Below are 13728 nucleotides of genomic sequence, written 5' to 3'. Positions count from 1 at the left end.
TCTAATTCTCTACTAAGATACCATATTTATTATGCCGGGGTCAAAAGGTATTTTGGGTAACAGTTCAGCCATGCGGAAGCGGTGGCTGAACTGTTACTATTTTGACCCAATATATACGGATTGCCATCCATCTTGTGAGATTCTCGTTAAGATTTTATCAAACGTCCTTGTTGATTATCCACGAGTATTCCTATAGAATAGAATATAATATATCTTTATTCAGGAAAGGATACTGTAGATGAAATTAATTTTTATACGACATGGGGAACCCAATTACGAAATAGACTCGCTCACTGAAAAAGGCTGGCGCGAGGCCGAATACCTCTCCCAAAGAACAAGCAGCTGGGATATTACCGATATCTACTGCTCTCCTCTTGGCCGTGCCAGAGATACCGCTTCTGCCACATTAAAAAAGCTGAACCGGGAGGCGGCCATCTGTGACTGGCTTCGGGAATTTAATGCACCTGTAATAAATCCTGAGACCGGCGAAAAGGGAATCCCCTGGGATCTGATGCCTGCTTATCTCAACCAGCATCCAGAGCTGTTTGACTTACATGCGTGGCACCAAAATCCTGATATGGCGGCCGGACATCTGAAAGGAAACTATGAGTATGTAACTGGAGAATTAGACACTTTGCTCGCAGGGTATGGCTACAATCGAGAGGGATATTATTATCGCACGAACGGCGAAACACATCGTGATGATGTAATCGTCTGCTTTTGTCATCTGGGAATTACCTGCGCACTTATTTCCCATCTGATTAACACCACTCCACACCAGTTATGGCAGGGTTTTTGCCTTGCCCCTACCTCTGTAACCATTTTAGGTACTGAAGAACGCAAAACAGGCGAATCTTATTTCCGCTGCCAGGTAATGGGAGATACTTCTCATTTGCTTATGAACCACGAACCAGTTTCCATCTATGCTTCCTTTACGGAACCTTTTCAAGGATAATGCAGAGATAAACAGCCCGGCAGGGCGGAATTCGAATATTTTTGGATTGGAAAAAAGGAGGTTATTATGGATGTGAATTATGAATTATATAAAGTATTCTATTATGTTGCTGTCTCGCTCAGTTTTTCCGAGGCTTCAAAGCAGTTGTTTATCTCTCAGTCTGCAGTCAGCCAGTCCATCAAAGTTCTGGAAAAAAAACTGGGAATCAGTCTCTTCATCCGCAGTACAAAGAAGGTGCAGCTCACCCCGGAAGGAGAAACACTACTTCGTCACATTGAGCCGGCAGTCAATCTGATTCAGCGGGGAGAAGCTCAGATTATGGAGTCCAGCACTCTGGGCGGCGGTCAGCTGCGTATCGGTGCCAGCGATACCATCTGCCGCTATTATCTGGTTTCTTACCTGCAAAAGTTTCATAAAAGTTATCCCAACGTCCATATAAAGGTAACCAATCAAACTTCTACCCGATGTGTCGATCTCCTGGAATCCGGGCAAGTGGATCTGATTGTGACTAACTTCCCCAACTCCAGGCTGCCCAGCAGGATGACAACCATTCCTATCTATGAATTTCAGGATGTCTTTATCGCAAACCGGGACTATTTTTCTCAGCTGACAGGCCGGAAGATTCATCTTAAAGAATTATTGGAGCACCCCATTCTGATGCTGGATCGAAAAAGTACAACCAGTGAGTTTCTGCACAACCTCTTTCAACAGCATCAGCTGGATCTGGTGCCGGAAATCGAGCTGGGAAGTAATGACCTGCTGATTGATCTGGCTAATATCGGTTTAGGAATCGCATTTGTCCCTGACTACTGCATAAAAAATTCCCAGAACCTTTTTCAGGTTCAAATCGCCGAAGACCTGCCCACCAGACAACTGGTAATCGCCCACAACGCCCATCTCCCCATCCCTCAGGCAGCAAAAGAATTTTTACTACAGTTCAGCCAGGCAACATTAAAATAATGCTGGCAGGAGAAAGCTTGCTTTCGTATGACTGCACTATTTTGATGTTATTTGGCGCTCTGCCAAAGCGAGATGAAGCCAAGCGGAATCGAGCCTGGCTGAACTGTAGTAATTCCTAATGCCAGGCAACATTAAAATAATGCTGGCAGGAGAAAGCTTGCTTTCGTATGACTGCACTATTTTGATGTTATTTGGCGCTCTGCCAAAGCGAGATGAAGCGCAGCGGAATCGAGCCTGGCTGAACTGTAGTAATTCCTAATGCCAGGCAACATTAAAATAATGCTGGCAGGAGAAAGCTCGCTTTCGTATGACTGCACTATTTTGATGTTATTTGGCGCTCTGCCAAAGCGAGCTGAAGCCAAGCGGAATCGAGCCTGGCTGAACTGTAGTAATTCCTAATGCCAGGCAACATTAAAATAATGCAGGCAGGAGAAAGCTTGCTTTCGTATGACTGCACTATTTTGATGTTATTTGGCGCTCTGCCAAAGCGAGCTGAAGCGCAGCGGAATCGAGCCTGGCTGAACTGTAGTAATTCCTAATGCCAGGCAATATCTAAGTAGCGCAGCCAGTCTCCCCATCCCAGAACTGTCTTACTTCACCCGCTACTGTTCTGAGGCTGCATGCTGTGTAATTACTCCATTCTGTAGGAAACAGATTCAAGTATTCCCGATGTAGAAACCGTTCATCCAAAAGCACTACCACGCCTTTATCCTGTGCCGTACGGATGACGCGTCCCGCCGATTGGAGAACCTTATTCATACCCGGATAGCGGTAAGCATAGTCAAAACCATTTTCCCCTCTTCTGTCATAGAATTTCTTTAACAGTTCTCTTTCCACGCTCAGCTGGGGAATCCCGGTTCCCACCACAATTGCGCCAATCAGTTGTTCTCCATCCAAATCAATTCCCTCTGAGAAGATACCCCCCATGACGCAAAATCCGATCAGGCTCTCACCCTGCCCACCATTCCCGGAAAATGCATCCAGAAACTCTTCCCGTTCACGCTCGTTCATACCTGAAGACTGGAGCGGCGTCTCCACCTTCCCATCCTCCTCCAGTCCCGGAAGGAAGGATTCACAAAAAATATGGTACACATCCTCCATCATACGGTAAGAGGGGAAAAACGCCATATAATTTCCCCTTTTCTGTTTCACTGTCTGACTGATGTAAGAAGCAATTCTCGTATATTCCTCCATCCCTCGTCTGGTATACCTTGTACTCACATCCCTCCCCAGAATCAGTTTCCGATTCCCCGGTTCAAAAGGGGAACCCACATAAACCGCGTAATCATCCGTATTGGTCGAGAACAGTTTTTTATAATATTTGATGGGAAGAAGTGTTGCAGAAAAGAATACTGCACTCCGCCCCTTATTCAGACATTCCTGAAGATTGGCCGCAGGGTTGACGCAGAAGAGTTTCAGCATAAACCTGCCCTCCTCTGTATGCATGGCATAAATCATATAATTTTCATCCAGCAATTCATAGATATTCACGAATGATCTCACAGAAAAGTAAAACTCCAGAATCTTTTTTCTATGCGCACCTTCTTTATAATCCTGCAGAAACTTTTCCAGCTCCCCCAGCAGGTTCATCATTGAAATAACAAATTCGCCCACGTTGGTCAACTCCAGACACGTTTCACTACACTCCCTTTTATATCCTAAGAGTTGTCGATTGCATCTCTCCAGCGCATTGGTAAGCTTCTTATGCAGTGTATATGGCTTTATAATACGCTTTATTTCCAGAAAGTCCTCCTTGAACACGGAAGCACTGTACATCTCCCTGCCCCGCTCCACCAGATTATGGGCCTCATCGATCAAAAAGAGATGTTCACCTTTTCCCGTACCTTCCCCAAAAAAGCGGCGCAGATGAACCACCGGATCAAACACATAATTATAATCACAAATTACCGCATCTGCCCAGGTTGCCAGATCGAGTTGGAATTCGTAAGGGCAGACTTCAGCTTTTTGGGCTGCCTCCAGCAAGATATCCCGTGAAAAGGTATCACAGTTGTTCAGGAGCTCAAAGACGGCATCGTTGACCCTGTCGTAATGACCCTTTGCCCTTTCACAAGTTTCCGGATTGCATTCCATTTCTTCGCAGACACACATCTTTTCCTTAGCGGTCAGTGTTATAACTTTATAAACCAAGCCGTGAAGCTTTAAAGTAGTAAAAGCTTCTTCGGCTACAGTTCTGGTAATTGTTTTCGCAGTAAGATAGAAAATCTTATCACCCTTTTTTTCGCCTACGGCTCGCACAGCCGGAAACAAAGTTGACAAAGTTTTCCCCACACCGGTCGGTGCATTAACAAATAACTCCTTTTTTCGAAGGATCGTCCGGTAAACATCCGACACCAGCTTCTTCTGTCCTTCCCGATATGGATAAGGGAATTCCAGCCCCTGCATGGATGCATCCCGCTTTAGCCTCCACTGGTATTGAAATTCGGCCCACTTATGATACTGATTTGTCAAATCCGTAAACCAGTTGTCCAGTTCTTCCATCGTATACTCTTCCTGAAAACGCCTGATATCCTCTGTTTCCAGATTACAGTAGGTCATCTGAACCCGCATCTGTTTTTTATGTTTCTGCAGAGCATAAATATAGGCATAGCATTTGGCCTGAGCTATATGAACAGGTAGCGGCTCTTCCAGATGTTCTAAAGGCGCATAAGTGCTCTTGATTTCATCGATTACATCCATTCCGTCCTCAGAAAAAATTCCGTCCGCCCGGCCTTCAATTTTAAGGATATAATGTTCAAATTGTTTTTCGTAAATCAGAGGATATTCCGCCATATACCCTGATCCCATTCGTTTCTGTATTTTTCTGTGTATCCGGCTGCCTTTTTGCATCGCTTCCTTATCAGCCCAGCCTCCCCTTCTATTATCCAGGTCTCCGCTGCGCAGCAGAAATTCGACCAGGGCACGTACAGAAATCTGTATCGTCTCCATAGTATCACTCCATATATCAGTAAAAAAAGGACATAGCAGGTTTTAGGTACCCATTATGTCCTTCCTTTATATTTCTATCTTCCTGAAACATTCTAATTTAAGCCACTGCAAACTTCTGTAATGTGCGCTTAAATTCCTGATCCTCACCATAGTAGTGAACGGTCAGTGTCCTTGTTAAGTCCATGCTCAATATGCCGAGAATTGATTTCGCATCAATTATAAACCTATTGTAAAATATATCAATATCAAAGTCACACCTGGCTGCTGCGTTTACGAATTCTTCAACGGCTTTTGCACTTGTTAACCTGATTTTGCTTTCTGCCATCACAATCACCCTTTCTAAAAGCACTCGAAAACACCTACTATACTAATAAGTGTATGATTTATTATGGCATCTTAACAACTATCCGTCAACCGGCATAATATACATGATTACTGGATTTTTTTATTTTTTTTACAACAATGTGTATGATTTTGTGTTGTATTATTTCCCTAAAAGTGCTTCCAAGGCGTCATCTATATATTCATTCAAAACCTGTCCAAAGTTTCCTGCATCTGCCGCCTCTGCATAGTCTGTCCGAATCGGCATCTTGCCAAGTACCCTTGTTCCCAATTCCCCTGCAATCTCATCAATATGGCTCTCTCCGAAGATATGCATCTCCTTCCCACAGTCAGGACACCGGATATAACTGTAATTCTCGATGATTCCAAGAACAGGAATGTTCATCATCTGAGCCATCTTATAGGCCTTTGTCACAATCATACGAACCAGATCCTGCGGTGACGAAACAATCACAATACCTTCTACCGGAAGTGACTGGAACACAGTCAACGGTACGTCTCCGGTTCCAGGCGGCATATCTACGAACAGATAATCCAGTTCTCCCCAGTTCACATCACTCCAGAATTGTTTCACCATGTTAGCCAGAACAGGTCCCCTCCAGATGACAGGGTCTTCTTCATTGGGCAGCAGCAGGTTGACAGACATGACTTTAATACCATTCATCGTCTCGCTGGGACGCAGCCCCTGATCATCACCTCTGGCCGAATCATGAATTCCATACATCTTTGGAATGGAGGGACCTGTAATATCCGCATCCATAATTCCCACCTGATAGCCCATTCTTGCCATTTGATTCGCAAGAGATGCAGTAACAAAAGATTTTCCCACGCCTCCCTTACCACTTACTACACCTATCACATGCTTTACATCTGAATACTGATTCATATCCACATGGAAATCCGGTTTTACCTTACTTGGACATCCTTCACAACTTTCTTTGCTGCAGGATGTACTGCTGCATTCTTTAGCCATTGTAATTCTTCCTTTCTACTTTATAAATCTGTCAATCGCTTTATTCAACTCTTCCAGCGCTTCTGTATCTCCGCTTTCCACCGCATCCACAATACAGTGCTCAATGTGATCCTGTAGTATGACCTTCCCTGTATTATTAATTGCAGATTTTACCGCTGAAAGCTGAATCAGCACCTCGCTGCAGTCCCGTCCATCCTCTACCATACGTTTTATAGATTCCAGATGACCGATTGCACGGGACAGACGATTCAGCACAGCCTTTGTCTGCGTATGTGCATGTACATGGTCATGCTTATGTTCGATTACCGTTCCATCTTCCAATACATGGCTGTGTTTTTCGTGTGATATATGCTCTTCCATACTAGCCTCCGTTCTGCATGATTCACCTTTAGAGAAAAGCCTGAATTTTCTCCCAGGATTCCCTCAGCCGCTCCACAGACCATGCCGCATTGGCCGGACTGGTAGAGGGCAGTCTCACCGCTTTCATGCCCGTAGTGTTTTCAATATATTTATGATACAGCTTATCGGCTGCTGTACCATTGGTAAAAATCTGCCTGATATCTGCAGTCTTTAAAATCCGTCCCAGGTCGTTGGGAATCACATCCCGTATACTGTTGTCACTGGATCCCTCGATGGTACATGACGCGATCACGTCCCATACTGCAATTCTTTGATCCAGTAAAAATCTCTTTTTCTCACTCACCGTCTCCGGAATCTCGCACCCACAGATTCCGGACAGAACCCTCCAGAAGCGATTCTGTGGATGTCCATAGAAAAAACCGGTCTCCCGGGACTTTACAGAAGGAAAACTGCCCAATATTAATATTCTTGAATTCCGGTCATACACAGGAGGGATTTCGTGCTCCTGAAAAAAACCGTCATATGTCTTCTTCATCGAATGCAACAATTGCATAAAACCCCCTGCTTGTCTGATTAATTTCTTTGACAATTCCCTTTTTTGATTGGAGGCGCTCATAAGCTGGATAGTTCTTGCTCATAGCTACAGCAGGCACAATCGTATAATAAAAAGAAGTCGGAAGCTGGCTTTCTGTTACAGTTACTTCCTGCTCCACCTCCAGCAATCCCTGCCTCTCCATCTTAAACTCCATCCTTCTCAATACACTCACCTTTTCTTTGCAGTATTTGATTCATCCTGCGAAAATCTATCACCGACTGCAGACCGATCTTAAATATCTTTTTCATATTCATAGAATTTTCCCCGCCCTGCCTTGCCCGGAAGGTCACCGGAAGCCACTTCACCCTGCATCCTTTTTTAACCAGTATCACAGTTATCAATACATTAGTCAGGTTGAATTTTTCAGGAATAAGATGTATATATCTGGCCAATGTCTGGCCTTTCATAAGGCGGTACGGCGTATTCGCATCAGGTATACGCACACGAAAACAGACTCCTGTCACCACCCTCAATACTCTGGTTACAACAATCCTTGAAAACCCATCCTCGCGGTGTTTTCTGAATCCGATTACCATATCGAACTTTCTTCTGTTTTCCCAAAATGCTTCAAATTCCTCCGGAAGAGTCTGTCCATCTGAATCCGTCTGGAAAATATAATCGGCATGGTGTTCCAGAGCATATTGATAGCCGTATAGAATTGTTGCTCCGTGTCCTCCATTCCTTTTGGAAATTGCAGTCAAAAGAGGGCATTCTTTCTCCTTGTGTCTTAATATGTCATAGGTACGGTCCGTACTTCCATCATCGATGATCACCATCTGCCCATTATAATCTTCCACAATAGGGTACCACTGCTTTATCACCTGTTCAATATTGGCTTCTTCATTGTAAGCCGGAATTATCACATATAGCTTATCCATGCGCTCCAATCCTTATTCCTTACCTGTCACTGTACATTAGTTTATCATCTATCCCCCCAAATGTAAATGCCGGCATGACGGCTTTTTATAATGAATTGTTGACAGTTCATATGAATTGTTTTATACTTAACCCACAACAAAACAATACGCTAGGGGTGCTTTTATAGCTGAGAATGCGGGGTGACCGCTGACCCTTATCACTTGAACCGGATAATACCGGCGTAAGGAAGCAATTTCGATGAGGTAACTCCTGCGTATATACATATGAAGGAGGTTTTTTATGTTTGATTTTATGATTAATACAGAGGGTGGTCTTACAACCGCCGGGTATGTGGTTTGTATTATCGGGATAATTGTATTATTTCTGGCGGGGGCTTTTCTGACCGGAAAAAAAGCCGGGAAAAAGTCGGTTTCTGCAAAACAGACTGCCTTTTGCGGCATGGGTATTGCCCTTGCATTCCTGACATCCTATATTAAGCTGATCCATATGCCGTTTGGAGGCACGGTCACTTTGTTCTCCATGTTATTCATTGTATTGATCGCATACTGGTATGGTGCCAAAACCGGGATTCTGGTTGGACTTGCCTATGGAATCCTGCAATTTATACAGGAACCCTACGTGCTTTCCTTCTTTCAGGTCTGCTGCGATTATATACTGGCCTTTGCCGCTCTGGGTGCCGCAGGATTCTTCCGTAATCAGAAACATGGATTAGTAAAAGGCTATCTTGTAGCGATTTTACTGAGAGGTGCATTTCATTCTCTCGGCGGCTATTTGTACTGGATGGATTATATGCCTGATAATTTTCCACAGGCACTGGCCAGTTTATATCCGATTATCTACAATTATAGCTATATCCTCGTGGAAGGTGCCATGACTGTCATATTTATCTCAATCCCGGCTGTTTCAAAAGCTTTGAATCAGGTAAAACGAATTGCATTGGAAGATTGATAGAAAGGAAACTTTATAATGACTCAGGATTTAGCATACATCATTGACACTTTCGAGGCTCTGGTAAATATTCCAAGCCCGTCAGGTTTTACACAGAGTTCAATCGAATACGTGAAAAAAGAGGCACTCTCTTTCGGTTATTCCTGTGAAAAGACAGAAAAAGGGGGATTGATTATTACTGTTCCCGGAAAAAGTGATGATACGCTGGGGTTAAGCGCCCATATTGATACGCTGGGAGCTATGGTCCGCTCCATCAACGAAGCCGGGACTTTAAATCTTCTGCCAATCGGTGGTTATATGATGGAGGCCATAGAAGGAACCTATTGTAACGTTCACACAAGAGACGGCAGAACCTACACCGGAACAATTTCCACGACCATGCCCTCCGTCCATACCTATGATGATGCCAGGACTCTGGAACGTGTCCCCAAGAATATGATTGTAACCATTGATGAATGTGTCAGTAATAAAGCGGATGTGTTAAATCTGGGCGTTCAATCCGGTGATTTTATCAGTCTGGACCCTTGCTTTGTTCATACTGAAAGCGGGTTCATCAAATCCCGCCACATCGACGATAAGGCATCTGTGGCAGTCCTTCTGGGCGTTTTGAAAAGTCTTTCGGATCAGGGAAGTGTTCCGAAGAATACATTGAAATTTGTAATCAGTAATTATGAAGAAATCGGTCATGGCTCCTCTTATATTCCTTCGGAGATAAAAGAATTCCTGGCCGTGGACATGGGTGCCATCGGAGCGGATCTAAACGGCGATGAGTATACGGTATCCATCTGTGCTATGGATTCCTCCGGACCCTATGACTATGAATTGACAAACCGCCTGATTAAAATTGCTCAGGAAAAAGGTATTAATTATGCCATAGATATCTTTCCCCATTACGGTTCCGACGTTTCCGCTGCACTACGGGGCGGCAGCAATATCCGGGGAGCCCTGATCGGACAGGGTGTCCATGCTTCACATGGAATTGAGCGAACCCATGAAAAAGGATTGCAGGCAACCTTTCAACTGGTTATGGGTTATATTGAGACGGGCTTTTAGACGGGAAAAGGCACTGTGCAGAAATCTGCAGCAGTGCCTTTTCTGAAGGATTATAGTGTACCCTGGCCCCTGACAGCCCTTAAACAGGAATTGGATGATAGTTCCCGAAATTCAGTGATGGAACAGCCGGATTCCAGTGAAGGCCATAACCATATGATGCTTATTGCAGCAGTCGATCACAGCATCATCACGAACAGATCCTCCCGGCTGCGCAACATATGAGACTCCACTTTTATATGCTCTTTCAATGTTATCGGAGAAAGGGAAAAATGCATCTGAACCAAGGGTTACACCGGACATCTGGTCCAGCCATGCACGTTTTTCCTCTCTTGTAAAGACCTCAGGTTTTACCTTGAAAATCTTTTCCCAGGCACCATCAGCCAATACATCCATATACGCTTCTCCAATATAGACATCAATTGCATTGTCACGGTCCGCCCGGCGGATTCCATCCACAAATTCAAGGCCCAGAACTTTAGGACACTGGCGCAGGAACCAGTTATCAGCTTTTTGTCCCGCGAGGCGCGTACAATGTACACGGGACTGCTGACCTGCACCTACACCGATGGCCTGTCCGTCCTTTACAAAGCATACTGAATTTGACTGTGTATATTTTAAGGTAATCAGGGCAATTTTCATATCTCTCACTGCATCTTCAGGAAGAGATTTATTCTGAGTCACAATATTGGAAAGCAGTGCGTCATCAATCGAAAGCTCCTGACGTCCCTGCTCAAAAGTCACACCATAGACTTCTTTATGCTCAAGGGGGGCCGGTTTGTAATTTTCATCCATCTGAATCACGCAATATCCACCCTTTTTCTTCTGTCTTAATATTTCTAACGCCTCCTCCGTAAAGCCCGGCGCAATTACACCATCCGAAACCTCACGTTTTATCAAAGAGGCAGTATCCGCATCGCATACGTCAGACAGTGCAATAAAATCCCCAAAGGATGACATGCGGTCTGCCCCGCGTGCTCTGGCATATGCGCAAGCCTGTGCCGAGAGTTCTCCCATATCATCCACCCAATAAATCTTACGGAGTGTCTCATCCATAGGAAGACCGACAGCCGCCCCTGCAGGAGAAACATGTTTAAAGGAAGCAGCAGCCGGCAGACCTGTCGCCTGCTTCAACTCTCTTACAAGCTGCCATCCGTTAAACGCATCCAGAAAGTTAATATAGCCGGGTTTACCGGAAAGTACGGTAATCGGCAGATTACTGCCGTCAGCCACATAAATCTTAGAAGGCTTTTGATTTGGGTTACAGCCATATTTCAATTCCAGTTCTTTCATAATGCTCTCCTCTTTTCCAAATATACTTTCATCCGCAGCTTATTGATGTTTATTTACGATTCTCGTCACATACTTCCCTGTTTCAATATTGATATAACGCACAAACAGCGAGACTTTGTTCTCCTCATTCAGCGCGCTCCATAAAAGACTTGTGAATGCATCGATATCATTGGAAACGTCCACCGGTTTCGGTTCTCCCCCGAAGCTTGGCAGCGGGTCCCCATCCTGCATATAGGTATGGATAAAATGTCCTTCTCCGGCAACACAGTTGTTATATGCAAAGGTATAACGGTTACATTGAGCAGGATTTCCATTGTTACTTTTTAAGATTGACATCGCATAGCTGAAGCTTCCATGTTCCACATGTAGGATTCCGGAAATACGAGGTGTATAATTCGGAGCATCCGGCTCAAACGCACGAGACCGCAGAGACTGCTCAAAGGTGAGCTGCTTATCCATGCCCTCATAAATTGTATCCGTCTGGTCCCCATTCGTCACAATTGTTTTGTTGCCAAGCACACGAACAGGTGCATAGATAATCAGGCTGGGGTCTTCCATCTTTGAATCATCAAAGGCCTGGGTACGAATCCCTTCCCCTTGCTCCACAAAGATGCGATTCCGGCTGTTTTCACTTCTACCCATGATAAAATAAGCTGCCACCGCCGATTTTCCATCCGGAGACCGCCCGATGATAATGCCTCTGCCGGGATAAGAATTTCCTCTTAATTCCTTTTCCAATGATAACAATTCCATAAGAATCTCCTTTATACGAAAATAAGTAAACAAAAAAAGACCACACACCAATCCAGACATTCTGCCCAGACGGTCGGCCTTTTCATAAATTATACTTCCTGTGGTCAATTCCACTTCCGTCAGTCGTATAACTATATAGAAAATAGCACAGTTCACTTTAAAAGTCAATACTGATTCTATTTAAATTCCTGCTGACCTCTCCTGCCTCTCCAAGATTTAAATTTATTTTTAAATCGCAAAGGAGAAGAGGTCAAGCAAGTTAATCCAGATTAAGTCCAGACTTTTCCAATACTGCTTTTACCTTGTTTTTTAGTTCGCTGTCCAGTTCCGGCTTATCATTTTCATATTTCTTCAGCAGCCTGTCAATTTCTACATCTATGCTGCTCTTAAAATATGCTTCACCTTTTCCATTACGTGGTCCGACATGGGGCGAATACAAATCTCTGTAATTTTCCAATGTATAGTCTGAGGTAACAAAGCTGCCATCATGTCCGATTTCTTTGATTTCCTCCAGATTCAAGGTCTCCTCATTCACTTCAATCGGTGTAAAAGATGCTTTCACCTGACGGATGATTTCGAAGTCGACAATCATTTTTTCAAATGATGTTGCATTTACACTATCCATGACTCCACCGGCTTCCATAATCAGATTAATTCCATGACGGTATGCGGAAGAAAATGTAAGCATCGATTCATATCCGGCCTGACAGTTAATGACAGGTGCATCCGTCTGGCATCCGCCTCCTCTTGAAGGAAGTCCATAAAATTTTGCCAGATTTGCGGCAAATCCCTGCATAAGAGTTCCTTCGGGTGCCGCACATGCAAATGTGATACCACCTCTCATATCTGCTGCTGTTGACTGAATTCCGAACACAACGGGTGTTCCGGGTCGGATCATCTCCGCCAGCACAATTCCGGCAAGACTCTCGGCTGCACCACTGGCAATTGTTCCTGCCATAGAAAGAGATCCTGTTGCACCCAGCATGGCCGCAGGACAAACAATCACCGGCTGTCCATACTCGGCGAGTATCATCAGGCAGTCCAGCATTCTCTCATCCAGTGTCAGCGGAGAAACGGTATTGATCAGAGCAATCATTCTTGGTTTTTCTATGAAAGCATCCTTGCCACCGAAGAGCTCGCAGCCTGCTTCTACAATCAGCTCCATTTCTTTTTTAAAACCTGTGGGCAGCATGATCGCTTTATCGGAATGTAAAAGTGCCGTATAGAACAATTCGACTGCTGCAGTTTCTTCCGGTATGTCTCCGGGCTGAATCATGATACCTCCGTTTATGGAATAACTGTCTTCCGCCTGAACAAGTTTTAAGCACTTGATATAGTCATCCATGGTTCCGCGGCGCCGGGTTCCATCCCAATCATCGATGAAAGCGCATCCGTAAGTAGCTGCCGGATTGATATGATCTCCTCCGATGACGGTGTCATATTTGGGGTTTCTTGCATAGAGCGTAAATGATTCTGGTGCCTTCCTGACCCAGTGCATGACCTGTTCTTCCGTGAAGAATGCAGTATCACCTTCCATCCGAATACCGTGATCCCTTAAAATTTTCGCCGCTTTTTCATTGTGGATTCGAACACCCACATCGCGCATAATCTCCATAGCTGCATCATGTATCATCTGTTCTCTTGACATATAATTACCTCCCATATTCCACTGAA

Annotated in this window: 14 protein-coding genes and 2 riboswitches; of the genes, 4 read left to right on the top strand and 10 right to left on the bottom strand. The window is 44.5% G+C overall.

Annotated elements, in window-relative coordinates:
* The first annotated feature begins 238 nt into the window (after positions 1-238).
* Positions 239-955: a histidine phosphatase family protein gene (locus KNL20_RS01945; RefSeq protein ID WP_230398981.1), complete on the top strand. Its 717-nt coding sequence runs from the start codon at positions 239-241 to the stop codon at positions 953-955.
* 66 nt (positions 956-1021) lie between these two features.
* Positions 1022-1915 carry a LysR family transcriptional regulator gene (locus KNL20_RS01940; RefSeq protein ID WP_230398980.1) on the top strand — a complete coding sequence of 298 codons (894 nt, stop codon included), beginning with the start codon at positions 1022-1024 and terminating at the stop codon, positions 1913-1915.
* Positions 1916-2467: 552 nt separating this feature from the next.
* Here the strand turns inward: KNL20_RS01940 and KNL20_RS01935 are convergent.
* From KNL20_RS01935 to KNL20_RS01905, 7 genes are all read right to left on the bottom strand, one after another.
* Entirely contained in the window at positions 2468-4861 is a 2394-nt protein-coding gene (locus KNL20_RS01935) for an ATP-dependent DNA helicase (RefSeq protein ID WP_230398979.1), read from the bottom strand.
* A 97-nt stretch (positions 4862-4958) separates the two neighbouring features.
* Complete coding sequence (locus KNL20_RS01930; RefSeq protein ID WP_230400024.1) at positions 4959-5186, bottom strand: HPr family phosphocarrier protein; 228 nt, start codon at positions 5184-5186, stop codon at positions 4959-4961.
* A gap of 159 nt (positions 5187-5345) precedes the next feature.
* Entirely contained in the window at positions 5346-6176 is an 831-nt protein-coding gene (locus tag KNL20_RS01925) for an Mrp/NBP35 family ATP-binding protein (RefSeq protein ID WP_230398978.1), read from the bottom strand.
* A gap of 15 nt (positions 6177-6191) precedes the next feature.
* The gene (locus tag KNL20_RS01920) at positions 6192-6536 is read right to left on the bottom strand and encodes a metal-sensing transcriptional repressor (protein ID WP_230398977.1); all 345 of its coding nucleotides are present in this window, start codon (positions 6534-6536) and stop codon (positions 6192-6194) included.
* A gap of 28 nt (positions 6537-6564) precedes the next feature.
* A complete protein-coding gene (locus KNL20_RS01915) occupies positions 6565-7089 on the bottom strand; it encodes a DNA-deoxyinosine glycosylase (RefSeq protein ID WP_230398976.1) in 525 nt (174 codons plus the stop codon).
* A complete protein-coding gene (locus tag KNL20_RS01910; RefSeq protein WP_329957489.1) occupies positions 7055-7285 on the bottom strand; it encodes a hypothetical protein in 231 nt (76 codons plus the stop codon). The genes KNL20_RS01915 and KNL20_RS01910 overlap by 35 nt, the downstream gene beginning before the upstream one ends.
* Entirely contained in the window at positions 7275-8009 is a 735-nt protein-coding gene (locus tag KNL20_RS01905; RefSeq protein ID WP_230398974.1) for a glycosyltransferase family 2 protein, read from the bottom strand. The genes KNL20_RS01910 and KNL20_RS01905 overlap by 11 nt, the downstream gene beginning before the upstream one ends.
* Positions 8010-8150: 141 nt before the next feature.
* Positions 8151-8254, top strand: a riboswitch (TPP riboswitch).
* Positions 8255-8289: 35 nt separating this feature from the next.
* On the opposite strand from KNL20_RS01905, the gene KNL20_RS01900 reads away from it, so the two are divergent.
* Positions 8290-8958, top strand: coding sequence for an energy-coupled thiamine transporter ThiT (locus tag KNL20_RS01900; RefSeq protein ID WP_230398973.1), 669 nt, complete (start codon positions 8290-8292; stop codon positions 8956-8958).
* Positions 8959-8976: 18 nt separating this feature from the next.
* The gene (locus tag KNL20_RS01895; RefSeq protein ID WP_230398972.1) at positions 8977-10011 is read left to right on the top strand and encodes a M42 family metallopeptidase; all 1035 of its coding nucleotides are present in this window, start codon (positions 8977-8979) and stop codon (positions 10009-10011) included.
* A 111-nt stretch (positions 10012-10122) separates the two neighbouring features.
* On the opposite strand, the gene KNL20_RS01890 is transcribed toward KNL20_RS01895, so the two are convergent.
* The 3 genes from KNL20_RS01890 to KNL20_RS01880 all read right to left on the bottom strand — a co-directional run bounded on the left by KNL20_RS01890 (position 10123) and on the right by KNL20_RS01880 (position 13702).
* Positions 10123-11301: a phosphoribosylaminoimidazolecarboxamide formyltransferase gene (locus tag KNL20_RS01890; RefSeq protein WP_230398971.1), complete on the bottom strand. Its 1179-nt coding sequence runs from the start codon at positions 11299-11301 to the stop codon at positions 10123-10125.
* A gap of 39 nt (positions 11302-11340) precedes the next feature.
* Complete coding sequence (locus tag KNL20_RS01885; protein ID WP_230398970.1) at positions 11341-12054, bottom strand: IMP cyclohydrolase; 714 nt, start codon at positions 12052-12054, stop codon at positions 11341-11343.
* A 56-nt stretch (positions 12055-12110) separates the two neighbouring features.
* Positions 12111-12191, bottom strand: a riboswitch (ZMP/ZTP riboswitch).
* Between the two features lie 122 nt (positions 12192-12313).
* Positions 12314-13702, bottom strand: coding sequence for a trimethylamine methyltransferase family protein (locus KNL20_RS01880; protein ID WP_230398969.1), 1389 nt, complete (start codon positions 13700-13702; stop codon positions 12314-12316).
* Positions 13703-13728 lie beyond the last annotated feature (26 nt).

Origin of the sequence: Novisyntrophococcus fermenticellae (genome assembly GCF_018866245.1) — a bacterium.
GTDB classification, from domain to species: domain Bacteria; phylum Bacillota; class Clostridia; order Lachnospirales; family Lachnospiraceae; genus Novisyntrophococcus; species Novisyntrophococcus fermenticellae.
The sequence above is the reverse complement of the archived record's forward strand: the minus strand, read 5'-3'. Positions and strand labels throughout refer to the sequence as shown.

Coding starts and splice junctions, on each gene's coding strand:
- KNL20_RS01945 (WP_230398981.1), top strand. CDS start 239: ATGAAATTAATTTTTATACGACATGGGGAACCCAATTACGAAATAGAC.
- KNL20_RS01940 (WP_230398980.1), top strand. CDS start 1,022: ATGGATGTGAATTATGAATTATATAAAGTATTCTATTATGTTGCTGTC.
- KNL20_RS01935 (WP_230398979.1), bottom strand. CDS start 4,861: ATGGAGACGATACAGATTTCTGTACGTGCCCTGGTCGAATTTCTGCTG.
- KNL20_RS01930 (WP_230400024.1), bottom strand. CDS start 5,186: ATGGCAGAAAGCAAAATCAGGTTAACAAGTGCAAAAGCCGTTGAAGAA.
- KNL20_RS01925 (WP_230398978.1), bottom strand. CDS start 6,176: ATGGCTAAAGAATGCAGCAGTACATCCTGCAGCAAAGAAAGTTGTGAA.
- KNL20_RS01920 (WP_230398977.1), bottom strand. CDS start 6,536: ATGGAAGAGCATATATCACACGAAAAACACAGCCATGTATTGGAAGAT.
- KNL20_RS01915 (WP_230398976.1), bottom strand. CDS start 7,089: ATGCAATTGTTGCATTCGATGAAGAAGACATATGACGGTTTTTTTCAG.
- KNL20_RS01910 (WP_329957489.1), bottom strand. CDS start 7,285: ATGGAGTTTAAGATGGAGAGGCAGGGATTGCTGGAGGTGGAGCAGGAA.
- KNL20_RS01905 (WP_230398974.1), bottom strand. CDS start 8,009: ATGGATAAGCTATATGTGATAATTCCGGCTTACAATGAAGAAGCCAAT.
- KNL20_RS01900 (WP_230398973.1), top strand. CDS start 8,290: ATGTTTGATTTTATGATTAATACAGAGGGTGGTCTTACAACCGCCGGG.
- KNL20_RS01895 (WP_230398972.1), top strand. CDS start 8,977: ATGACTCAGGATTTAGCATACATCATTGACACTTTCGAGGCTCTGGTA.
- KNL20_RS01890 (WP_230398971.1), bottom strand. CDS start 11,301: ATGAAAGAACTGGAATTGAAATATGGCTGTAACCCAAATCAAAAGCCT.
- KNL20_RS01885 (WP_230398970.1), bottom strand. CDS start 12,054: ATGGAATTGTTATCATTGGAAAAGGAATTAAGAGGAAATTCTTATCCC.
- KNL20_RS01880 (WP_230398969.1), bottom strand. CDS start 13,702: ATGTCAAGAGAACAGATGATACATGATGCAGCTATGGAGATTATGCGC.